Raw genomic sequence first — 24204 nt, 5'->3', positions numbered from 1 at the left:
TTTTATTAAAATGAAAAAATATTTTTTTACAACAATAGTAATGGTAACACTGTTTTCAGCCGTAACGATTTCCTGTTCGGATGATTTTGTTGATCCCACTCCGCCATATTCCATCGACTCTGAGAATTATTTTAATTCAAAGGCCGATTACGATCAGGCTTTGATCGGAGCTTACGATTTACTTCAAGCCACATATGTAAATGTTTTATTGGGTGAAATTGCATCAGACAATACACTTTGTGGAGGAGAAAGTCCAACAGATGTAATTGGTTTTCAGCAAATAGATGATATGATTCATACACCGACAAACAGTAACCTTAAAGATGTATGGGACTGGATGTTTGCAGGTGTTCAAAGAGCTAATTATATACTAGAGTTTCAAAATAAAATAGATTTTGAAGGTAAAACACAACTTATAGCGGAGACCCGTTTTCTTAGAGCCTACTACCAATTTGAATTAGTGAAATGGTTTGGTGGTATTCCGATGAAAGGCGACGCGAGGTTTAAAATTGGAGATGAAACGAAGATACCACGTTCATCAGTTGCAGAAGTTTATGCTGCTATTGAAGCGGATTTGACTTTCGCGGCAGCTAATTTATCTCCAATACCTTCACAAAAAGGAAGAGTTACAAAAGGTGCTGCTCAGGCATTGCTTGGTAAAGTGTATTTGTACCAAAATAAATTTGTTTCGGCTGCGAATATTTTACAAACCGTAATCACTACCGGAGGTTATTCGTTACTGCCTAATTACAATGAAATATTTGAAGCAGAGCAAGAAAACGGAAATGAATCTGTTTTTGAAGTGCAATACACCGATGTTGAAGGAGCAGCTTTTACCTGTTTACAATGTAGTGAAGGAAACGTTGCCGTAGGTTTTAGCGGAGTAAGAGGTTATGACGGACCGCTTTACACATCAGGTTTTAGTTTTAATCTTCCAACGCAGGAAAGTGCAAATGCATTTGCGGCAGGTGACAAACGCAAAGAGGTTGCTATTTTGGATATTAATGCGTGGGCTTTGGCAAATGCAAGTTATGATGGTGGCAACGGAATTAAATTCGGAAAGGGAAATGAGGACACGGGTTTCTTTAACAGAAAATACATTCCAAGAAAAAGAAGTACCAATTCTCAGGGAGATTTGAACCTGACAAATCCAAATAATTACAGAGCCATTCGTTATGCCGATGTTTTATTGATGGCAGCAGAAGCCTACAACAGAGGTGCAATCGACGATGGCAAAGCAAAAGAATACCTGAATCAGGTAAGAAGACGTGCTTTTGGAGACAACAATCATGATGTAAATCTTACAGGAGCTTCTTTGACGGATGTGATTTTGAATGAAAGAAGAGTAGAACTTTTCGGAGAAGGACACCGTTTCTTTGATTTAGTAAGAACCGGAAAAGCAGCTGGAACCATACCTGGTTTTAAAGCAAATAAAAACGAATTATTTCCGCTTCCGATTGAAGAAATTCAATTTGCTAATGGAAACTGGCCTCAAAATCAGGGTTATTAAAAAAAAGTAATTATGAAAAAAATACATTTTATTATAAGTCTTTTCGTTTTAGCCACACTTATAGGCTGTGCAAACGATGACGGTGGTACGATTGATTTAGATGGAGTTAGCGCGCCGGCAAATATTTCGGCTTTGACGACTGTAACGCAGGATAATACCGGTAAAGTAACTTTTGTTCCTAAAGGTGAAGGTGCAACGCAATACAAAATCAATTTTGGCGACGGTAGTGCCGAATCGGCTTATGTAGCTCCCGGAGAAGGAATCTTACACACCTATGCCGAAGGCGTGTATCAAGCTAAAATCACTGCAATGGGAATCAACGGAAAAATCACCACAGTAGACAAAGAAGTGGTGGTTTCTTTCAGAGCTCCCGAAAATCTAGTGGTTCTTATTACAAATGATATCGCTATCTCTAAAAAAGTAACCGTTAAAGCAACAGCCGATTTTGCTTTGTTCTACGATGTTTATTTTGGAGAAGCAGGAAAACCGGATCCCGTTTCGGCAAACAATGGAGATCCTGTTTCCTATACCTATCAGCAAGCGGGAGTTTATACGATACGAGTTGTTTCAAAAAGTGCTGCAATTCAGACTACAGAAAAAACACAGCAGTTTGAAGCCATCCTTATTCTAAACCCGACTGCATCAGCGCCAACGCCTCCAAACAGACAAGCCGGAGATGTAATTTCGATTTATGGGTCTAAATATACTAACCTTGCCGGAGTCAATTATTTCCCGGATTGGGGACAAGCCAGCCAAGGTAGTAGTTGGAGCGAGTTTGATCTGAATGGTGATAAAATGCTGAATTATATCAAGCTGAGTTACCAAGGGATTGCATTAGCAGAGGGGACTTCTATAGATGTTTCCGGTATGGATTACATTCACATGGATGTTTGGACAGCTGATGTAGAGAAAATTGAAACTTCTTTAATCAATACAGCAGGTAAAGAAAGACCGGTTGTGAAAAATCTTACCGCAAATCAATGGACTAGTATAGACATTCCGATTTCGGCCTTTACAAGTCAAGATGGATTCATCGTGACCAATATTTTCCAATTGAAATTGGTTGGAACACCTTGGGCACAAGGAACGGTCTTTATAGATAATATTTATTTTTATAAAGAAGGTACGAGTTTAACCCCCGCTCCAACACCAACAAAAGCAGCCGGAGACGTTATTTCATTGTTTAGTGATACGTATACCAATATACCAATGAGTACTTGGCGAACTTCATGGTCAAGTGCTGTATTGGAGGAGACTGCCATTAGCGGAAATGCAGTAAAAAAATACGCAGATTTAGATTTCGTAGGTGTTGAACCTGTTGCACCAATTGATGCCACTGCAATGACACATTTTCACGTAGATGTATGGTCTTCTGATTTTACAGAATTTAGAATAAAACTAGTCGATTTTGGAGCAAATGGCGTTTACAACGGAGCAGGAAGTGATGATGTTGAACACGAAATTAAGTTTACGGCACCCGTACAGGGAGGCTGGGTGAGTCTGGATATTCCTCTCAGTGACTTTACAGGATTAACTACCCGAGGACATATTGCACAGTTGATCTATTCAGGAAAGCCTGCCGGAAGTCATACTGTTTATATTGATAACGTTTATTTTCATAAATAGAAAGTAAGTCTTATTGATTCATTTAAAGTGAATTTACATTTTATAAAAAAATCGAAATGAAAAAATATATTAAATACTTCGTGTTCCTTTTTGCACTACTGGCAATGAGTTGTCAAAAAGAAGATTATGCGTTTGGGGCAATAGACACACCAACAAATCTTAAGATAACCGCTGAGATAGTAGGTAAGACGGCCGAGATGCCTTATGGTGACGGATCAGGAAAAGTTAATTTTAAAGCCACTGCAGATAAGGTTATTTCGTATAAATACGTATTTAGCGATGGTGGCTCGGAAAATTCGCCGAATGGAATTTCTGAAAAGAGATTCAACACCACCGGAATTAATAAATACACGGTTACTGTTATTGCTTATGGAAGAGGTGGTGTCGCAACCAATATAACAATGGAGGTTGAGGTTTTTAGTGATTTCAAAGACGAGCAGGCCGTACAGTTCTTAACAGCAGGAACTTCTAAAAAATGGTATTGGGCCGCGGCAGAAGTAGGGCATTTAGGGGTAGGACCAAATGATGATAATGTCGATAAAAACTGGATTCCGGATTACTACAAAGCCACTCCTTTTGAAAAAGCGGGCTCACCAACGAGCAGTTGTTTGTACGAAAACATATTGACTTTCTCTTTAGTAGATGGACAGCTAAAATATCAGTTAGACAATGGTGGAGCTACATTCTTTAATGCTGCTTTCGAAGCTATCGGTGGCGGAAGTTCCGGTTCTGATGCTTGTTTGGCGTACGATGCGAGCGGAATTAAATCGGTTTTACTGGGGCCTTCAGAATCAGTAGTGATGAAAAACCCAAAACATGCCGAGCAAACCAGAGGAACGATGTTGAATTTCTCTGATGGAGGTTTTATGGGGTACTATATCGGACAAAGTTCTTACGAGATTTTATCAATAACCGAAAACAGAATGACGGTTAGAGCCGTAATGGGAGGCAACACAGCATTGGCTTGGTATCATACCTTTACCACAACACCGCCCAATCAAAATCCAACTACAGATTACACCAATTTAGTTTGGTTTGATGAGTTTAATACGGATGGAGCACCGGATCCTTCCAAATGGGTTTATGACTTAGGAAATGGCGATAACGGATGGGGAAATAGCGAAAAACAAAATTATACCAATGCCGCATCAAATGTAGTAGTACAAGGAGGAAACTTAAAAATCACTGCAAAAAAAGAAGCCTCAGGTGGATTCAATTATTCCTCTGCACGTTTAAAATCAGAAGGAAAATTTGATTTTACATATGGTAAAGTTGAGGTTCGCGCTAAACTTCCAATAGGAGGAGGAACCTGGCCAGCCATCTGGATGCTGGGCGCCAATTATGCTACTAATGCATGGCCGGCATGTGGCGAGATAGATATTATGGAACATGTTGGAAACAGTCAAAACCTGATACACGGAACACTCCATTATCCGGGACGTTCCGGAGGAAATGCGAATACAGGTTCTAAAACCATTCCTAATGTATCCACAGAGTTCCATGTATATAAAGCGATTTGGTCACCTGCATCGGTAAAAATTTACGTTGATACTGAGTTGATTCACTCTGTTCCGAATGATGCCACTTTGCCATTCAATAAGGATTTCTTTCTGATTTTGAATGTTGCGATGGGAGGAACTTTCGGAGGTGCAATTGATTCTGCCTTTTCACAGTCGGCTATGGAGATTGATTATGTGAGAGTGTATCAATAAAGTAACCCGTTGGATGTGATTTAAAACAACAACAACGAGTTGAGTAGTAAGAATAAAAGAAGAAGGTCAGTTGCAGGCTGATCTTCTTAATTGTAGAAATCTAAAACGTACGTATGAAGAAAATAATCGTGTTGGTATTAATGAGCAGCTTTTGTTTTGCACAGCAGACAGACAGAAAGCTCATCTGGGAAGAAAATTTTAACAAAAAGAAAATAAACGAGACCTTTTGGAATTTTGAACTGGGAGACGGCTGCCCGGATTTGTGTGGTTATGGTAATAATGAAAGACAGATTTATACCAAGACAAACCACGAAATAAAAGACGGAAATCTGATTATTGAAGCCAGAAAAGAAGGAAATAAGTACACGTCAACTAAAATTACAACCAAAAGGAAAAAAGAATTTAAATATGGCAGGATAGAAGCGAGAGCAAAATTGCCTGTAGGTCACGGTTTATGGCCGGCATTTTGGATGTTGGGCGCTAATATTGATGAGGTAAAATGGCCAAAAACAGGAGAAATTGATATTTTAGAATATATCGGAAGAGATCCTCATATGGTGTATACAACTCTGCATACACAAGACAGTCACGGGAATACAATCAATACCAAAAGAACAGAATTTCCTAATATTGAAGAAGGGTTCCATGTATACGCAATAGAATGGTCTAAAGATAAAATTGATTTTTTTGTAGACACTTCTTTAGTTTATACTTTCGACCCTAAGGTAAAAGATGAAAATACCTGGCCTTTTGATAAGCCCTTTTATATAATTGTCAATTTAGCGATCGGAGGTAACTTTGGAGGGCCTGAGGTTGATGATAGTATATTGCCTCAAAAGTACTATATCGATTATATTCGTGTTTATCAATAGCAATATAAGTACTATAAATAGTACAAAAAAATGAAGGATAACTTGTTTGTACTGAATGTTTTAACTTGTTATTCTTCATTTTAAATTGTTAAAGAAGTCGCTGTTATTTGGTGATTTTAAGCACTTTGCACCTAAAAATTACTTTTAATTTGCAATAGTGCCCTTTTTATTATTAATTAATTGTCGCTCTAATTTGCTTTTTAGAATAATAATTTGTTAAATTTGAACAGAATATTAACATAACTCACAAAAAAAGATCCGCCTATTACATAAAATTACTTTTTAGAAAAAATTACTCCAAATTTTAAACAGAAACTAAAAAAGTAGTATTATGGTTGATCTGCATATTCCAGACGCTCTATTAGTAAAAAATTATATCGAAGGCAACGAAACTGCCTTGGCGACACTAATAAAAAGACACGAATCTAAGATATATGGTTTTATATATTCGAAGATCGCTGATAGAGATATTTCAAATGATATTTTTCAAGATACTTTTATTAAGGTAATCAAAACCCTTAAAAGTAATTCCTATAATGAAGAAGGAAAATTTCTGCCTTGGGTAATGCGTATTTCGCATAACCTAATTGTAGATCATTTTCGTAAAACCAAAAAAATGCCCATGTACAGAGAAACAGAAGAGTTTTCTATCTTCTCTGTAATGTCGGACAACTCTTTGACAATCGAAAATAAAATGATCTTTGATCAGGTTGAGGTAGATTTGAAAAAGATAATCGAGGAGCTTCCTGAAGATCAAAAAGAGGTTTTGGTAATGCGCATGTATCAAGACATGAGTTTTAAAGAAATCTCAGAACTTACAGGAGTAAGCATCAATACCGCATTAGGAAGAATGCGTTATGCATTAATGAATTTGAGAAAAATAATTGACAAACATCAAATTATTTTAACCAACTAATACTATTTTGAGTATTAGTTCGTTATACTATAAAACAAATCATTTTAATAGTATGGCGAAAATTTACTCTAAAAAAGCGTTAGCTTCTAAAGACCTAAAACCTAGAAAAGAAGTTGTTTCTTTTTTATTAAGCTATTCACAAGCACTTTCTGTTGTGAAAGTGGAAGGCAAAAGTTTTGAGATAATAGCGAATTAAACTGCCCGGTACTTTTAACGGGATATATTTTAAAAAGAAAAACCAACTGGTCGTTTGGTTGAAAGCTCACTATAGGTATGTAAGTACAGCTAGTGAGTTTTTCTGTTTGTTTCAGGTTTTAAGTTTAAGGTTTCAGGTTTCAAGTTTTTGGAAACCGCAAAACTTGAATTAGTTTTACCTGTAGAATGAATAAGCCGATTAGTGGGTGATCTTTTTGCTACGAATTACAGCAATTGTCATGAATTGTTTTTTTGCCACAGATTAAAATGATTCGCACTGATTATTTAATCATTTTAATCTTTTAATCTGTGGCAAAATATAAACAAGCCACAGACTGAATAGTTTTATTATTTCTATTCAATAATTTTATCATTCCCCACAAAGAAAATTTAAGAGTCTGTTAAAACCAATAAGCCTGTCACTCTGAGCGAAGTCGAAGAGCACTCTGAGCAAAGCCGAAGAGCTCCCATCAACTCCACAATTTTAAAGTTTGATCCATTTGTCTTTTTAAAAAGATTAAAATGTTCAAATAGGATCAAAAATGTAATTCAATGTTATTATTATAGTAAAATACTTTCTTACGTGTGGTAATTCATAAGTTATTACTTATTTTACCTAAAATGTTATATTTTAGTTAAAAAATTGCCCGTATTTTATTTGTGCATTCAGTTTTTAATTTTATTTTAGTTAAAAATAAATTCTTTTTAATAATTTATTGATTAAAAAATATTTATAGCTTAAATATTGTTAAAATGATATTTTTTCTGTAATTATGATAAAGAAGTAATGTGATATGTTTAACCTGTAAAATGCTCAGTATGATAAAAAACTACCCTTTTTAATTTTTTAGTTTGATACACTTTTGAATCCACGAGAGGATATTAAAAGGAAGACACAATTTTGCTTAAAAGAAAGCCATCGGACATTGAGAAACCTTCGTTTTGTCTGGAATCATAAAGGATATTTTGTTTAAAATATTCTGATGGTAATTTTTTAAGCTGGCTTACTGCTAAAAATTGGTCGCAAAATTAGGCCCAAAATCTATTTTAAAAATCAAACTTAATCTCCAATGAAAATAAAATTTATAATAGTATCCATACTACTGGTAAATGTTGGTGCGTATGCACAAAATGCACAAATAAAAGAAGCCCAATCTATTTTTGAAAAAGGTAATTCCCAAAATGCAATTACGATTTTGAATAAAACAGAGTATCTTATTCTTAACGCATCCGATGAAGACAAATCTGATTTTTACTTTTTAAAAGGAAATGTATTAAAGGATTTAGCGACCAAAAATATAGATGCAGCCAATAATTTCACCTTAGCTTCACAAGCCTATCAGGATGTTTTGCTATATGAAAACGAGTCCGGTAAATACAAATCCAGTATAAAAGCGAATGCCGCACTAAAACAAATGAAATCGAATCTCGTTAACGGCGCGATGAATGATTTTAAAACAGGTAATTTTAAAGAAAGTGCAAAAAAGAGTTACGAGGTTTATTTGTTTGATAAAAAAGATACTTTGAACTTATATAACGCGGCCGCAGCTTCTATAAACGGAGAAGATTATGACTTAGCTATAAAATATTATGAACAGTTAAAAAAGATTAAGTTTTCAGGAAAAGGAATCCTCTATTTCGCTACAAACAAAAAAACAAAAGAAGAAGATACTTTTATCTCGCCGAAAGCAAGAGAATCTGCTATTCAGGCCGGGCTTTACGAAAAACCAAGAACGGAGTCTATTCCATCCAAGAAAACGGAAGTCAATAAGAATTTGGCTTATGCCTATCTGGAAAAAAAGGATTTCGCCAAAGCAGAAGTAATCTATAATAATGTATTGGAATTAGATCCTAACAATATAGATGCGTATATCAATCTGGCATATTTGAAATTGGAATTGAAAAAGGTATTGGCAGACGAGATTGCGACTTTAGGTACCAGTGCGTCAGAAATGCAAAAGTATGATAAACTAAATGCTAAAAAAGATGATATAACCAGGAGTGCCATACCTTATCTTAAAAAAGCACTTCTTATTGAACCTAAAAATACGTCTGTTACAAAAACACTTTTGGGAGTTTATAAATCACTTGATATGACCAATGAGTATAATTCTTTGAAAGGAGGGATGTAGAGAGGGAATAGGTTTGAAGGTTCAGAGGTACAAAAAGGCAAAGGTTTTAAAATAGGTATCAGTATTTGTTATAAAGGGATTAAATTCCAAACAGCAAAATCCATGTTTATTTTAAAATCTTTACGTTAACCTTGCTTTTACTTTAAGATTAAAAAAATAAACGCAAGGCTCACAAAGATTTTCTTTTTCACGCAGATTTAGCAGATTAGGCTGATCTTATTTAACTCTTGAAAAAAAATCTGCGCAATCTGCTAAATCTGCGTGAAAAAAAATTAGGCATAAAATTAAAAAGGAGTCGTAATGTTATAAGTAAACTTTGCGAACGTTGCGAAACCTCACGAACTTAGTGGTTAAACTTGTAATTTTTTATTCATCTCCTCAATAATAGACTTTTTCCCAATGGTTCTGGTGATAATATCTTTTTCTAAACTCCAGCCACGTGCAGGGGAGTACTCACGTCCGTACCAAATAATCTGAAGATGCAGATCATTCCATATTTCTCTTGGAAATAATCTTTTGGCATCTTTTTCAGTTTGCACTACATTTTTCCCATTAGTAAGGTTCCATCTGTACATCAATCGGTGTATGTGTGTGTCAACCGGAAATGCCGGAACGCCAAAAGCTTGAGACATGACAACACTTGCTGTTTTATGACCAACAGCCGGCAATTCTTCAAGTGCTTCAAAGCTTTGAGGAACTTTTCCGTCATGTTTGTCAATTAATATATGTGATAAACCATGAATTCCTTTCGATTTCATTGGCGATAATCCACAAGGACGGATGATTTCTTTGATTTCTTCCACCGACATTTTAATCATGTCATACGGATTATCCGCTTTTGCAAAAAGTAAAGGCGTAATTTGATTCACCCGCACATCTGTACATTGTGCTGACAGTAAAACAGCAATCAATAAAGTATAAGGATCTTTGTGATCAAGAGGAATTGGTATAGTAGGATAGAGTTCTTTTAACGTATTTATAACAAATTGTACGCGAGCTTCTTTATTCATTTCCGTAATTTTAGTCCCGTAAAAATAGCATAATTTTATTAGTGAAATGTGTATAGTGAAATGTAAAATGCGTATTCTGAAAAGTTAAAATTAATAAAATTGAAAATTTCAGATCTTACAAACACATTTGGCATCAAACATTTGATAATTCACATTTTCACAGAACGATAGTAAACAATAAACAAGATATGACAACACTACAAAAAGGAGATAAAGCGCCGCAATTTTCGGGAACAGATCAGGATGGAAAAGTGCATAAATTGGCGGATTATGCGGGTAAGAAATTAGTGGTTTTCTTTTATCCCAAAGCTAGTACACCGGGTTGTACGGCAGAAGCTTGTGATTTAAGAGATAATTTCGAGCGTTTTAAAGCCAATAATTATGAGCTTTTAGGTGTAAGTGCAGACAGTCAGAAAGCACAAGGGAAATTTAAAGATAAATATGAATTTCCTTTTCCACTAATTGCCGACGAAGATAAATCGGTAATCAATGCTTTTGGTGTTTGGGGACCTAAAAAATTCATGGGAAGAGAGTATGATGGAATCCACAGAACTACTTTCGTAATAGACGAAAACGGTATCATCGACGAGGTAATCGAAAAAGTAAAAACAAAAGAACACGCAGCGCAGATTTTGAAATAAGTACCCAGTCTCAGTATTCAGTCTCAGTCCCAGCGTTCAGTATAAAACTGAGACTGAAAACTGCGACTGAAAACTGAGTACTGCGACTGAATACTAAAAAAAATCCCCTTAAAAAGAATGAATTTCTTCTAAGGGGATTTTTTTTAATTTGTCTGATTCAGCTCTTTCTCCGGATGGTAACCAAAAAGATGGTGTTCTTTTATGATTTCGGCGATACCTGGAGGTAACATATGTTCCCAACCGGTTTTTCCTTGATTGATCATTTTTAGAACCTCGCGAGAGAAAACTTCCAAATTATGTGGATCGTAACCAACGACATCAACCACTTTTCCGTTGAATTTAAAGAATTTGTACAATTCTTTCATTCGTGGATGTACTTTTAAGTTTGTTGAATTCATTAGAGTCCCATTTTCATCTAACATCGGATATAAGAACACTTTCATGTCTCGGTAGAATAATTTTCCGAAAGCTTCGAGAATTCCTCCACTTAAATGACGGTAATATTTCTCATCAAAAATATCAACTAAATTGTTAACACCCATTGCTAGTCCCATACGTGCTTTGGTATAGTTTGCAAAATATTCAACAACCTTATAATATTCCTGGAAATTCGAAATCATAACAGTCTGGCCTAGCGAACAAAGTAGTTCGGCTCTGTCCATAAAGTCACGCTCGTCAATTTCACCATCTGAACGTAAATTCGAAAGTGTAATTTCAAAAACCACCAAAGTATTGTCTTTGTCAACTTTGTTTTCTTCGAGAAACATTTTTAATGACTTCTCATACATGTCCATGTTAACTTTTGTAACGGGACGAAAACTTCCTCTTAAAGCTAAAAGGTTCTTTTTGTATAAAATAGCAGCTGGTAAGATGTTTTTTCCTTCAGGATTGAACATTACCGCATCAGTCATTCCGTTTTTAACCAATTGTAAACTCATCAAACGATTGTCAACATCAGCAAAACGAGGTCCTGAGAAGTTAATCGTGTCAATTTCTAATTGATCTTTGTCTAAGTGATCGTATAAATAACGAAGTAATCGTTTTGGATCATTGTATTTGTAAAAAGCACCGTAGATTAAGTTTACCCCTAAAATACCAAGTGTTTCCTGTTGTAGTCTGGCATCGGTTTCTTTAAAACGAATGTGTAGAATAATTTCGTTGTAAGCTTCGTCCGGTTCAATTTGATAGCGGATTCCAACCCAACCATGACCTTTAAATTGTTTTGCAAAATCGATAGTTGCAACGGTATTCGCATAACTAAAGAAAAGTTTGTTTGGGTGTTTTTCACGGCTCAAACGCTCTTCAATAAGCTCCCCTTCAAAAGTCAGCATTTTTTTTAGACGGTTTTCCGTCACATATCTTCCATCACTTTCAATTCCGTAAACCGCATCACTAAAATCTTTGTCATAGGCAGACATTGCTTTTGCAATTGTTCCCGATGAACCTCCGGATCTGAAAAAGTGTCTAACGGTTTCTTGTCCAGCACCGATTTCAGCAAATGTCCCGTAAATATTCTCGTTTAAATTAATGCGTAAAGCTTTGTCTTTTATAGAAGGAATCTGTTCGATGACCTTGTCACCTTTGAGTTTTATTTCTGTACCCATTTTATTTTAAATAGATTTGTTACAAAGTTAGCAAATTAGGCTTCTAATGAAAGAGAAATAATCCTATTTTTGTAAAAAAAATAAGTTCAATTGAAGATCAATTTTTTAGGTACCGGCACTTCTCAAGGCATCCCAATTATTGGGGTTGATCATCCTGTTTGTAAAAGCACTGATGCTAAGGATAAAAGACTTCGAGTGTCCATTTGGATCACTTGGGGTGAACATTCGTATGTGGTAGATTGCGGACCTGATTTCAGGCAACAAATGCTTACTTGCGGCTGCAGAAAACTGGATGCAATCCTATTTACACACGAACATGCGGATCACACTGCGGGATTGGACGACATTCGTCCGTTTAATTTCAGGCAAGGTGAAATTCCGGTTTATGCACATCAGCGTGTTATAGACAATTTAAGACGTCGTTTTGAGTACGTTTTTGAAACCGTAAACAAATATCCCGGCGCTCCAAGTGTCAGAACCATCGAAGTAAAAAACAATGAACCTTTTGCTATTGGAGATAAAATGGCAATTCCGGTAAATGTAATGCATGGTGATTTACAGGTTTTTGGATATCGAATCGATGATTTTGCTTATCTGACCGATGTAAAGACGATAGAAGATGTTGAAATACAGAAACTTAAAAATCTGAAAGTTTTGGTGGTGAATGCTTTGCGCGTTGAACCGCATGATACCCATTTTAACTTACAGGAAGCTTTAGATTTTATTGATTTAGTAAAACCTGAAGTGGCTTATTTGACGCATATCAGTCATGTTTTAGGTTTTCACGAAGAAGTGCAAAAACTACTGCCTAAAAACGTTTTTCTGGCTTACGATAATTTAGAAATTACAATTTAATTATATTACAAAATGAAAAAATCCTTAATGCTTTATCTTTTTATCCTGGCGATATTAATGAATGTTTTTACTTATATGTTTTATAGTCGCGAAGTGAAATTTGAGCAGGAAAGATACGAGAAGACTACTAAAAAGCTCAGAGACAGTATCAGTTTGGTTTCGACAAAACTATCTGAATCAGATTATTTTTCTTTAGAGCGTAACGAAAATGCCCAAAACTACTTTGATAACAGTGCTACAGGCGGAAAAATTATTCAATACGAAAAACTGATTCCGGTTGTGACTGAAAAATTATTAGACCTGAATTCGAATCCAAACGGGAATCCTTATACAGGACAGGATAAAATTGAAGGTAAAAAGTTTATCATCAATAAAATTAAAATCCTGAACCACAGATGGATTATCGCTGATTACAGTAATGGTGAATTATGGGGAGAAGTCTTATTAAAATACTTTGTTAATACTGACGAAAGTATTACATTTGAAGTAAATCAATCTTTGTTGTATCAAAAATAAAGAATGATAATACTTTGATATGTAGTAATTTAAAACAATGAAATTATGAAAAAACTATTTTTATTCGCAGTTATTATCACACTTTCTTTTTCTTGCAATAAGAAAGTTGCTCAGGAAGCCAAACCAGTGCAAGAAGAACCAAAACCAAGAGTGGTTGGTGGCGATAGTGATGCTCATGGATGTAAAGGGTCTGCCGGTTATACCTGGTCAATTGTTAAGAAAGAATGTGTACGTCTTTTTGAAGTCGGAACACAGTTGGCTCACGCCGAAGACGGAAAAACATATTCGACGGTTGCCTACGTAATTTTTGAAGGAGATAAAGCAGAGCTTTTTCTGGACAATACAGAAAACGAAACCATTATCTTAGAAAGAAAATCAGAAGGTGAGTCTTGGAGAAAAGGCGATTATGAGCTAATTCCATGGAAAGGATATGTTCTGAAAAAAGCAGGTAAAATTATTTATACAGGAATATAGGTTTGGAAATTCCAAATTTTTGAAATTCCAAATTCCAAATTTGTAAAATGTGGGATGTGAAAAAGTGAGATGTAAGATGGTGAATGCCAAATTATATCTCACTTTTTTATTATGTGAATCAAACTTCACATATATCTAGACAATTTGTTTGATAAAAGCACTTGTTACCACTTGTGCAAACTCTTCGTTTAAACTTGCTAATGCGGTTTGATGAATTATTTCTGCTGAGAAATCTTCTCCGTTAATACCTTTTTTATTGAATGTTGCTGTTGCGTCCGAAACTAAATATACGGAGTAACCGAAGTTTCCGGCCATTCTCGTTGTTGTAGAAACACAATGATCGGTTGTTAGACCTACAATAACAAGGTTTTCTATTTTTGCAGTATCGAGTAACTCTTTTAAGTTAGTTCCGATAAAAGCGCTGTTTACATTCTTTTTGATGACGGTTTCTCCTTCAAGTGGCTTTACAACATCCTGAAATTCATTTCCCGGACTTGTCTCATTCAAAATTGAATTTGGATTAGAGGAACAATGTTGTACGTGAAAAATCGGTAAGTTTTTAGCTCTCCAGATTCCTAAAAGTTCGCCGGCTTTTTGTTCTGCAGTTACATTATTTCGGTCTCCTCCCCAATAAGCAATATCATCGAATCCTTTCTGAATATCAATTAAAATTAATGCCGGGTTATTAAGTTTTGTGTTACTCATATTTTGAAGTTTTAATTTCAGTTGGGTTTGTTTGTGGTGTCAATTATAAATTAGTACAAATACATTGTCATAAATAGAATGGTGTAAATCCAGAAATTATAAAGAAATGTAAAGCTAAGTCCATAGAAGATGCTTTTTGAATAACTTCCTTTACAAATTACTGATTTTTTAAAAACGAGTTTTAATGCGCTGAAAAAAATCCAATATAATATACCGATAAAATTTAAGATTGTAATCCAGAAAATGGTTTCAAAAACCCAAAGAAGATAACTTGCAATTATGGATATAAGGAACCATAAAATTATGCTGACTATAATGCCCATTATTCCTTCTCCTATGTCGGGAATATCTCCATTACTGTCAAGAGCGGTATTTTTTTGAAAAAAAATATTATCCTGTTCTAATTCACCGAGATTGTCTTTCATTTTTTTTCCATTATACAAACCAATTGAAATAAAAAGAAAGAAGGCTAAAGATAGAATTGTTGTAGATAATAATGAATTTTCAAATATTGACCTTTGATTTTGTAACCCAATAATCCAAACAGATATAATTGTTAAAGGAATAATAATAAGAGTAATTATAAAAACATTTTTGGCATTAATAATTTTATAATTACTCATATATAGAATTTTATTGTTATTGTAAACTGCGACCGAGACTGTAAACTACTCCGCCAGCCAATTCTTAAAATCAAAGAAATTCTGAGGCGCCACACCGTGACCGACAGGATATTCTTTATAAACAGCAGGAATATGTAATTTTTCTAAAATTGCAGGAGTTTTTCTCGCCCAGTCAATTGGGATAACCTGATCTACAGTTCCGTGAGAAGCAAATATTTTCAGGTTTTTGAAGTCGTTTTGCGCGAAACCTTCTTTTATGATTTCGTCATTAAAATAACCGCTCATCGCAACTACTTTCTGAATCTTTTCCGGATAAGAAAGCGCCACTGCATAACTTAAAATCGACCCCTGACTGAAACCAATTAAAGTAACATTATTAGCGTCAATAGGATATGTAGCTACCAATTCATCAACAAAAGTGGCGATCAAATCACGAGAGGTTTTCGCCTGTTCGTTATCTGAAAATTTGTTTTGATCCGCATCAAAATTTATAGCGTACCAAGCATAAGCGCCATATTGTATGTCATAAGGTGCTCTGGCTGAAATAATGTAATAATGATCGGGTAATTCGGTTGCAAACGAAAACAGATCCGCTTCGTTGCTGCCATAACCATGTAATAAAAGTAAAACAGGATTTTTATCTAAAATAACTTTTGGTTCTTGTATTTTATATTCTAAAGATAGATTCATTTTTTTTTAAGATTCTAAGAGGCTAAGATTCTGAGGCTCTAAGTTTTTAATTGTGAAATGTAAGTTTTTGGTTTTCGGCTTCAACTTTGCCAAAGATTGGAATTTGGAATTTAAAAAGTTTGGAATTTAACGTTAAGAGATGCTTTTAAACCATTTCTGGAAAAGTTCACCTACCAAAGGAATTGGTTTTGTATGTCCCTGGATAGCACTGAAAATGCCATAAGACCATAGAACAGAAATACAAATCCACATTGGGAAAGTGATGAAAAAGCTGTCAAAGTTGCTGATAATCGCTCCAAACGAAATAAAAGCTAAAGACAATCCCAAAGCCTGACGAATATGAAAAGAAGCAAAACTATTTTTATTTTCCGAGTTCATAGACATGGCAATTAGTACACCAACGATTAAAATATAGCTGGTAATTGCGGCCGTTTTTCCCTCTTCGATTGAATTATTCATTGTAATTATTTTGTGATAACGAGTTGATTTTGATTTAAAATGCCATAAACAGTACCTTTTGTTTCAGTTCCTAAGAAGGCAGAGTTTTTTGATTTTGAAAGGATGTTTTCTTTTGTGAAAGTTGAGTTGCCTTCAGGAGAAAAGAAGGTGAAATTAGCTTTAGAACCTTCCGCAATCGAATTATTTTCGATTCCAAAAACAGCTTTTCCAAGAGTTAGTTTCTCGATAACAGTTTCCAAAGGCAGAACGGTAAGCAAAGCTCCGAAAGCACTTTCAAGACCAATAGTACCATTTTTGGCCGTATCAAATTCCATTTTCTTAAATTCAATATCAATCGGATTATGGTCAGAAGTAATCATGTCAATAGTTCCGTCAAGAACAGCATTTACAAGAGCAGCTCTGTCACTTTCAGTTCTCAGGGGTGGCGTCACTTTATAACGGGTATCAAACCCTTCCAGTTTTTCATCGTTTAAAACCAAATGATGCACAGAAGCGCTGCAAGTCACGTTAAGACCTTTAGCTTTGGCTTCTTTAATCAAAGCACCCGATTTTGCTGTAGAAACAGTTGGAATATGTAATTTTCCACTGGTATATTCCAGTAAAAACAGATTTCTTGAAATTTGTAATTCTTCGGCTAAATTCGGAATTCCTTTCAATCCTAATTTGGTAGAAATGATTCCTTCATTTACAACACCAGTCCCTTTTAAGTTAACATCTTGCGAATAGGACACTACCAAACCATCAAAATCCTGTACATATTGTAAAGCGATTTTAAGCAAATTGGCATTGTCTAAGCTTTTGTTGTAATCTCCAAAAGCCACGGCACCCGATTTTTTCATATCAAACAATTCTGCCATATCTTTTCCTTCGCTGGCTTTGGTTAAAGCACCGATAGGGAAAAGTTCTGTAGCAAAACCATTGGCTTTACTTTTCACAAAATTAATTTGCGATTGATTGTCAATAATTGGGAAGGAGTTCGGTTGTAAGGCTACACCCGTAAAACCACTTTTGGCAGCAACAGTTAATCCGTTTGCGATGGTTTCTCTGTCTTCGTAACCAGGTTCTCCAAAAGAAACACTGCTGTCGAACCAGCCTTGTGAAAGATGCAGGTTATCAAATTTTACTTCTTTAGCCTCTGTAGATTCAGGAAGTGAAGCTCCTATTTTTTCTATAATACCATCTGCAATTAAAAGATCAACGGTCTGGTTGTGAAACGGACTTTTGGAGTCGATAATTTTGGCGCTTCTGATGATTATTTTCATATGTAGATAAATTTATTTTGTACTGAAATCGTTTTTTAACCATTCTATTTGTCATTTCGACGAAGGAGAAATCGCATTCAATATTCCATGTAGTGTATTCTCAGTGCTTGTGTTTTTTCTTTCGATGAAATGACGACTGAATTACTTTACAAATTTGATGATTGCCATTTCTAATGCTAAAAATAACAGTGCAAAGATAATAAACCATTTCCAAAGTTGGCTGTCAGTTCGCTCAGTTTGTAGGGTGTTAAAAATAGTAGAAACGGTATCGGCAGTTTTGAAATCTGAAACCACATTTGTATTGACCTGGCTTAAATCGCTTTCGCTTCGTTTGTAGTTGAAACTCAGATTTTCTACCCAGTTTTTTTTGTCAAATACACTATAATTTCCAGCAGTTTCAGGGAAATCATTGAAAACTAATTTTACTTTATTGTTCAATATTTGCTGAATCGGAATAAAAGAATCATCATTTCCTTTTACTTCCAAAATCGCATCTTTCGTCAAAAGAACATCAACAAAATAAGGCTGATTATTGCCAATGGTCAAAGCATTAACTCCAGTTTTTTGATTGTTCTGTCCCATTTTGTAAAAAAGAGGAACAATTAACGGAGATTGCTGAAAGTTTGAATTCACAGCATTAATAGGTGCCGAAAAAACAGAGACTCCCGAAACCGGATTTTGAACCATGGTCAAAAATACACTTTGGTCTTCATAAGATAAAACCGCCGGATAAGGACTCGAAATATCAAATGACTTAGACGTTTTCGGATATTGAAAATTGGTGATTTTATTTTCAAAAACACCCGAAAACAAAGGATGATCAAAGTTGATTTTGGTAATTAGTTTACTGGTATTTTGAAGGTTTTTGAATTGAATTTTTCCAAAATTGCTTAAAAAAGAATTTAGATTCGTAACCGAAGTTTTTTCAGATGGAATGATTACCAGATTACCGCCTTTTGCTACAAATGCTTTTAAGGTCGTTTGCAAAGCTTGTGGCACTTCTTCTAATTCATTTAAAATAATAGTATTTTGTTTATCTAGACTATTATAGTCCAAACTACTAATCGAATAATTGTTGTAATTGAATTCGGTTGGCGTATAGATTCGCGATAAAAAGTTGCTTTTTTCCGGTTCTCCGATACTAATTATATTCGTTTTTTTAGTTTTAGAAATGCTAAAATAAAGTTTATTATCGTAAGTCAAACCATGATCTTCGATCGTTACGTAACCATGAAAAGCTTCTTTTGGAATTGTAAAATTGATTTTCTTTTCCTTACTGTCAAAATTGATAATGGTTTTGGCAATTAATTTCTCCTGATTGTATAAAGCCATCGAAACAGGCTTGAAATCTTCACCGTAAGCAGCTAAATTGACAGTGATTTCGTAAAAATTCTCTAAAGTCTGATTGATAAAAACACTATCAATGGCCACATTGTTTTTTTGTTCGGCCTCGGGAATTATGAAATACGGTTTTTCTTCAAAATCAATGTTTTTTAACTCTTTTTCGGCCAGACCTACGGCATCTGTAATAATGACGATGTCTTTTTTATGAGCCGATTTATGCGCTTTTATTTTCGCCAGTATAGCCGAAAGTTCAAACGGAGTGGCACTGTAATTTAGATTTTGCAAAGCACCTTTGGATGATTTGATATCCGTATTCCAAAAGTTTTCGGTATTGGTAAGTAGCGAGAATTGTGCTGTTTCGGGTGTGTTTTCCAGTAATTCCTGAACGGCACGTTTTAGTAATTCGCCTTTTTTTCCTTTGGCCTGCATACTAAACGAATTGTCCAAAACGATATACATTTCGTTTGTAGCATTCTTACTGTCTTTTGCTTCGAAGAAAGGCTGGGCAAAGGCAATAATAGCAAAGGCCAACAGTAATAAACGGGTTGCCAGTAGCAATCGTTTTTTAATTTTCGAACTTTTTCGGGTTTGTATCGAAAGTTCTTTCAGGAAACGGACATTAGTAAAATAAGAGATTTTAAAGCGGCGTAATTGAAATAAATGTACCAAAATTGGAACAATCAACAGAAACAGAAAGTATAGAATTTCAGGGTGTTTAAAATGCATTCTGGCTTCGATTTACTTCACTACGTTTGATTTTTCGTGAAGATGCTGGTCAAAAATACAAATTTGTTTTTTTATTTTAACCATATAAGTTATATAAGTTCATGTAAATACAGTGCTTTGAAAATCAAACGGACTAAACTTAAATTAATCTAAGCTGGCGGCTGTAATGCTGTAAAAGTTCTTTAACACATAGAAACATAGCTTGTAGAAATCTTAATAAGGCATTTCATTTAAAATAAATCACAGATACCTATGCGAATAAATCACGATTTTCTTAAAACCACTTAGAACAATCCATTTTAAAACTATGTTTCTATGTGTTAAAAAGAAATACAACTTGTGCGAATTTATTCCAAAGCGTTAAGACAAAATGGGGACTATACGCAAAAGTAAAATGAACTTACATAACTTATATGGTTTAAAAAGAAATATAACTTTTGAGAATTCATTTGTAATAAAAATTTGATGCCCTAATTAGAATATTAAGTATTTTAGCCAGATTCAAAAAAATAAAAAATATGAAAAGAGTCTATATGTTGCTTTTTTCTGTGTTGGCTTTTTCGGCTTCACAGGCTCAGAGCAAATTTAATTTGTTGGTTGGGACTTATACCAATACTTGTCAAAGTGACGGAATTTACGTTTACGAATTTGATTCTAATTCCGGAGATTTTAAGTTAAAGAGTTCTTCAGAAAATGTTTTGAGTCCAAGTTATTTGTCGGTTTCAGCGGATAACAAATTTGTTTATGCAGTAAACGAAAATGGAACTCAAAGTACAGTAAGCGCTTTTGGTTATGATTCAGCAAGCGGGAAACTTAATTTTCTGAATAAAAATGATGCTCTAGGAGCCGATCCCTGTCATCTGATTAATGACGAAAAAAACGTAATTATCGCCAATTACTCCGGTGGAAACATCGCTGTATTCAAAAAGAATCCCGACGGAAGTATTACAACAGGACAGCAATTAATTCAACATGAAGGAAAAGGAGTTAATCCTGCACGTCAGGAAAAGGCACATGTACATATGGTTTGTTTTTCTCCCGATAAAAAATATGTTTTGTCTAATGATTTAGGCTTAGATAAAGTTTTTGTTTATAAATACAATCCCGATTCTAAAAACGAAATATTGACATTAAAAGAAAGTGTTGCTGTGAAAGCGGGAAGTGGCCCAAGACATTTGACTTTTAGCAAAGATGGCAAGTTTGTATATCTGGTCCAGGAATTAGACGGAACACTAACTACTTTTTCTTTTGATAAAAATGGAAGTCTGAAAGTTATCGCAGAAACAAGCATTCTTGAAAAAGATTTAAAAGGAGGGACAGGAGCAGCAGCCATAAAAATTTCGCCTGACGGAAAATTTTTATACGTGTCCGATCGTGTAGATGTTAACGCTATTTCCGTATATAAAATCCTTAAAAACGGAGGTCTTGAAAAAGTAGAGCAAGTAAGTACTTTAGGAAAAGGCCCAAGAGATTTTGCTATCGATCCAACTGGAAATTACCTTTTAGTAGGGCATCAATACACAAATACTATAGTTATTTTTAAAAGAGATAAAACAACAGGGAAATTGACAGATACAGGCAAGAAAATCGAATTGTGCTCGCCGGTTGGGCTGGTTTTTACGAAGATTTAGTTTTTTTGAGTTTCTGAGGTGCTGAGTTTCTAAGTGGCTAAGAATCGGAACTTAAAAAGCTTCAAATACAGGTTTAAATGATTAAACTTGTATTTGAAGCTTTTTTAATATTTTAAAACTTAGAACCTCAGTATCTTAGTGTCTCAGAATCTCAAATTGAATATTTTAAAACTCAGAACCTCAGCAACTCAGTACCTCAGAACCTTCAGGAAAACTATTTATTCTTATCTTTCCTCTTCTTATCCCTAGTCTTCAACATGTTTCTATTAACAGAACCATGCGTTTTCTTTTTGGTTTTTGAAGGACCTCCAAGATTGACTTTTTTATTCTTTTTATCTTTTTCGTGAAAAGCACCATCTCCGGTAAGTTTTGGTTTTTTCGTTAAGAATTTAATTGGTTGACGGTCTTTTTCCGGCTCGATTAATTTCAAGGAAACTTCAACTTCTTCAGGGAAATCAGCGATTTCAAGTTCCTGATTCATCAAAACTTCAACTTCGACTTTAAATTCTTCTTCACGAGGAGTGATGAAACTAATTGCAGTTCCCGTTGCATCAGCACGACCGGTACGACCAATTCTGTGCATGTACAATTCAGGGAATTCCGGAAGTTCAAAGTTGATAACGTGCGAGATGTTCGAAATATCCAAACCTCTGGCCATAATATCGGTTGTGATCAATCCGCGTAGATTTCCTTCTTGAAATTCTGCCATCGTACTCAAACGGTAATTTTGAGATTTGTTCGAGTGAATTACCCCAAACTGACCTTCAAAATCCTCTTCGATTCGGGTATGAAGCATATCCGAAATCTTTTTATTATTCACAAAAACCAAAACACGTTCCATGCTTTCGTTTGTTTCTAATAAATGTTTCAGTAAGTTAACTTTGGTATTAAAGTTCGGAACATTATAAGTAATCTGTGTGATTTTTTCAAGTGGAGTTCCTGAAGCGGCAAGTGTTACCTCTTCCGGAAAATCAAAAAAGTCATTCAAAACAGCATCAACTTCATCGGTCATTGTTGCAGAGAATAAAATGTTTTGACGTTTGGTTTTCATCATTGCCAAAAGAGCCGTCAATTGAGTACGGAACCCTAAGTTCAGCATTTCATCAAACTCATCGATAACTAATTTCTGAGTTTCATCAAAGCGAACCACCGCGTCCAAAGCCAAATCCATGGTTCTTCCCGGAGTTCCGACTAAAATGTCGATTCCTTCGTAAACAGCTTTTTTCTGTGTATTGATGTTTACACCACCAAAGATTCCAAGTGTTTTAACCGACATGTATTTGGTTAATTTCTCGATTTCTTCTACCACCTGAACAACTAATTCACGTGTTGGAACCAGCACTACAATTTTAGGTGTATTGGTTGGTGTAAATTTGTATAATTTTAAAAGTGGCAACAAATAGGCAAATGTTTTACCCGTACCGGTTTGGGCAATTCCCATCATATCGCGACCTGACATAATCACAGAAAAAGTTTTTTCCTGAATAGGAGTAGGTTTAACAAAACCTAATTCGTCTATTGCTTTTTGAAGTGATTTTGGAAGATTGAATTGTTCGAAAGTGCTCATTTACATTAAATTTTGTGCAAAGGTACGTTAAAATAACGGTTTGATTGTTAGATTATTAGTTGATTCGAGAAATTTAGGTGTTTAATTAATTGATTATCAATGATTGTGTGCTTTAAAAAGAACGAATTCAAAGAATGTAACATTACATTTTATCGACTCTTTTTATCCCCATGTTCCTCAATATTGTCATTTCGACGTAAGGAGAAATCACACAAGCAGAGCACGCACTGTACGGAATATTGGATGTGATTTCTCATACTGCTAAAATGAACTTACATTACCCCACAACTTCTGTCATTTCGAAGAATGAGAAATCACACAAGAAACTCCGCACAGTTTGTCATCCTGAGGAGGCGTAATCAAGCGAGAAACTCCATACAGTTTGTCATCCTGAGGAACGAAGGATCTACGTTTGCTGAATCGACAGCACTGAGCTTCACTTTACGGAATTACTTGTGAAGATACTTCGTTCCTCAGTATGACAAAATTAGGGAAAATAGAAACGGAGCAGCTTGTGTGATTTCTCCTTGTGTCGAAATTGACAATCGAAACGTATTATTGTTACAGTTTAAGAAAAAAATCAACTAGATTAGGGATTTTGTTATTTGATTGTTAGTGAAATATATTACATTCACTTTTACCTCCATGTTCCTCAATATTGTCATTTCGAGCGAAGTCGAGAAATCACACAAGCAGAGCACGCACTGTACGGAATATTGGATGTGATTTCTCATACTTCGAAATGACAGAATTGTGACAACCTCCATACCAGTAAGCAATATACTGAAATCTGTAAAATGTATTGTGTAGCTTGTCAATTACGAGATACAAGAAATCACACAAGAAACTCCGTACAGTTTGTCATCCTGAGGAACGAAGGATCTTCGTTTGCTGAATCGATAGCGCTGAGCTTCACTTTACGGAATTACTTGTGAAGATACTTCGTTCCTCAGTATGACAAAATTGGGGAAAATAGAAACGGAGCAGCTTGTGTGATTTCTCCTTGCGTCGAAATTGACAATCGAAACGTATTATTGTTACAGTTTAAGAAAAAAATCAACTAGATTAGGGATTTTGTTATTTGATTGTTAGTGAAATATATTACATTCACTTTTACCTCCATGTTCCTCAATA

At 35.0% G+C, this 24204-nt stretch carries 21 protein-coding genes; 12 read left to right on the top strand and 9 right to left on the bottom strand.

What is annotated here, in order from left to right:
* Positions 1–10: 10 nt before the first annotated feature.
* The 7 genes from ACHRV3_RS03430 to ACHRV3_RS03400 all read left to right on the top strand — a co-directional run bounded on the left by ACHRV3_RS03430 (position 11) and on the right by ACHRV3_RS03400 (position 8963).
* The gene (locus ACHRV3_RS03430) at positions 11–1510 is read left to right on the top strand and encodes a RagB/SusD family nutrient uptake outer membrane protein (protein ID WP_395433323.1); all 1500 of its coding nucleotides are present in this window, start codon (positions 11–13) and stop codon (positions 1508–1510) included.
* 12 nt (positions 1511–1522) lie between these two features.
* Positions 1523–3136, top strand: a complete 1614-nt coding sequence (locus ACHRV3_RS03425) for a hypothetical protein (RefSeq protein ID WP_395433322.1) — start codon at positions 1523–1525, stop codon at positions 3134–3136.
* Positions 3137–3192: 56 nt separating this feature from the next.
* Positions 3193–4848 carry a family 16 glycosylhydrolase gene (locus ACHRV3_RS03420; RefSeq protein ID WP_395433321.1) on the top strand — a complete coding sequence of 552 codons (1656 nt, stop codon included), beginning with the start codon at positions 3193–3195 and terminating at the stop codon, positions 4846–4848.
* A 113-nt stretch (positions 4849–4961) separates the two neighbouring features.
* Positions 4962–5720 carry a family 16 glycosylhydrolase gene (locus ACHRV3_RS03415; RefSeq protein ID WP_395433319.1) on the top strand — a complete coding sequence of 253 codons (759 nt, stop codon included), beginning with the start codon at positions 4962–4964 and terminating at the stop codon, positions 5718–5720.
* Positions 5721–6051: 331 nt separating this feature from the next.
* Complete coding sequence (locus ACHRV3_RS03410) at positions 6052–6636, top strand: RNA polymerase sigma factor (protein WP_047778768.1); 585 nt, start codon at positions 6052–6054, stop codon at positions 6634–6636.
* Between the two features lie 52 nt (positions 6637–6688).
* The gene (locus ACHRV3_RS03405; RefSeq protein WP_165579396.1) at positions 6689–6832 is read left to right on the top strand and encodes a hypothetical protein; all 144 of its coding nucleotides are present in this window, start codon (positions 6689–6691) and stop codon (positions 6830–6832) included.
* Between the two features lie 1069 nt (positions 6833–7901).
* Positions 7902–8963: a tetratricopeptide repeat protein gene (locus ACHRV3_RS03400; protein ID WP_395433318.1), complete on the top strand. Its 1062-nt coding sequence runs from the start codon at positions 7902–7904 to the stop codon at positions 8961–8963.
* A 350-nt stretch (positions 8964–9313) separates the two neighbouring features.
* On the opposite strand, the gene nth is transcribed toward ACHRV3_RS03400, so the two are convergent.
* Positions 9314–9973, bottom strand: a complete 660-nt coding sequence (nth, locus tag ACHRV3_RS03395) for an endonuclease III (RefSeq protein WP_047778765.1) — start codon at positions 9971–9973, stop codon at positions 9314–9316.
* Between the two features lie 188 nt (positions 9974–10161).
* On the opposite strand from nth, the gene bcp reads away from it, so the two are divergent.
* Entirely contained in the window at positions 10162–10614 is a 453-nt protein-coding gene (gene bcp, locus ACHRV3_RS03390; RefSeq protein ID WP_230001434.1) for a thioredoxin-dependent thiol peroxidase, read from the top strand.
* A gap of 143 nt (positions 10615–10757) precedes the next feature.
* On the opposite strand, the gene ACHRV3_RS03385 is transcribed toward bcp, so the two are convergent.
* Complete coding sequence (locus ACHRV3_RS03385; RefSeq protein ID WP_047778763.1) at positions 10758–12218, bottom strand: TonB-dependent receptor; 1461 nt, start codon at positions 12216–12218, stop codon at positions 10758–10760.
* A gap of 90 nt (positions 12219–12308) precedes the next feature.
* Between ACHRV3_RS03385 and ACHRV3_RS03380 the strand changes: the two genes are divergently transcribed.
* From ACHRV3_RS03380 to ACHRV3_RS03370, 3 genes are read left to right on the top strand one after another with little or no spacing between them, the layout of a single operon-like run.
* Positions 12309–13073, top strand: coding sequence for an MBL fold metallo-hydrolase (locus ACHRV3_RS03380; RefSeq protein ID WP_047778762.1), 765 nt, complete (start codon positions 12309–12311; stop codon positions 13071–13073).
* Between the two features lie 12 nt (positions 13074–13085).
* Entirely contained in the window at positions 13086–13589 is a 504-nt protein-coding gene (locus tag ACHRV3_RS03375) for a hypothetical protein (protein WP_047778761.1), read from the top strand.
* A 45-nt stretch (positions 13590–13634) separates the two neighbouring features.
* Positions 13635–14063, top strand: a complete 429-nt coding sequence (locus ACHRV3_RS03370; protein WP_395433317.1) for a hypothetical protein — start codon at positions 13635–13637, stop codon at positions 14061–14063.
* Positions 14064–14198: 135 nt separating this feature from the next.
* Here ACHRV3_RS03370 and ACHRV3_RS03365 read toward each other — a convergent pair whose 3' ends face one another.
* From ACHRV3_RS03365 to ACHRV3_RS03340, 6 genes are all read right to left on the bottom strand, one after another.
* Entirely contained in the window at positions 14199–14768 is a 570-nt protein-coding gene (locus tag ACHRV3_RS03365; RefSeq protein ID WP_395433316.1) for a cysteine hydrolase family protein, read from the bottom strand.
* A gap of 50 nt (positions 14769–14818) precedes the next feature.
* Positions 14819–15391 (bottom strand): hypothetical protein, encoded by a 573-nt coding sequence (locus ACHRV3_RS03360; protein ID WP_395433314.1) that lies wholly within the window; start codon positions 15389–15391, stop codon positions 14819–14821.
* Between the two features lie 45 nt (positions 15392–15436).
* On the bottom strand, positions 15437–16081 hold the full coding sequence (locus ACHRV3_RS03355; protein ID WP_395433313.1) for an alpha/beta hydrolase: 645 nt from the start codon (positions 16079–16081) through the stop codon (positions 15437–15439).
* 132 nt (positions 16082–16213) lie between these two features.
* Complete coding sequence (locus ACHRV3_RS03350) at positions 16214–16540, bottom strand: hypothetical protein (protein WP_047778756.1); 327 nt, start codon at positions 16538–16540, stop codon at positions 16214–16216.
* Positions 16541–16545: 5 nt separating this feature from the next.
* A complete protein-coding gene (locus tag ACHRV3_RS03345; RefSeq protein WP_395433312.1) occupies positions 16546–17802 on the bottom strand; it encodes a dihydroorotase family protein in 1257 nt (418 codons plus the stop codon).
* A gap of 141 nt (positions 17803–17943) precedes the next feature.
* Positions 17944–19872: a BatA domain-containing protein gene (locus ACHRV3_RS03340; protein WP_395433311.1), complete on the bottom strand. Its 1929-nt coding sequence runs from the start codon at positions 19870–19872 to the stop codon at positions 17944–17946.
* 518 nt (positions 19873–20390) lie between these two features.
* Here ACHRV3_RS03340 and ACHRV3_RS03335 point away from each other — a divergent pair.
* The gene (locus ACHRV3_RS03335) at positions 20391–21503 is read left to right on the top strand and encodes a lactonase family protein (protein ID WP_395433310.1); all 1113 of its coding nucleotides are present in this window, start codon (positions 20391–20393) and stop codon (positions 21501–21503) included.
* A 214-nt stretch (positions 21504–21717) separates the two neighbouring features.
* Here ACHRV3_RS03335 and ACHRV3_RS03330 read toward each other — a convergent pair whose 3' ends face one another.
* Entirely contained in the window at positions 21718–23070 is a 1353-nt protein-coding gene (locus ACHRV3_RS03330) for a DEAD/DEAH box helicase (RefSeq protein WP_395433309.1), read from the bottom strand.
* Between the last annotated feature and the right edge of the window lie 1134 nt (positions 23071–24204).

This window comes from Flavobacterium sp. FlaQc-49 (assembly GCF_044005985.1).
Classification (GTDB): Bacteria; Bacteroidota; Bacteroidia; order Flavobacteriales; family Flavobacteriaceae; genus Flavobacterium; species Flavobacterium cupriresistens.
This window is presented reverse-complemented; position numbering and strand designations above follow the sequence as displayed.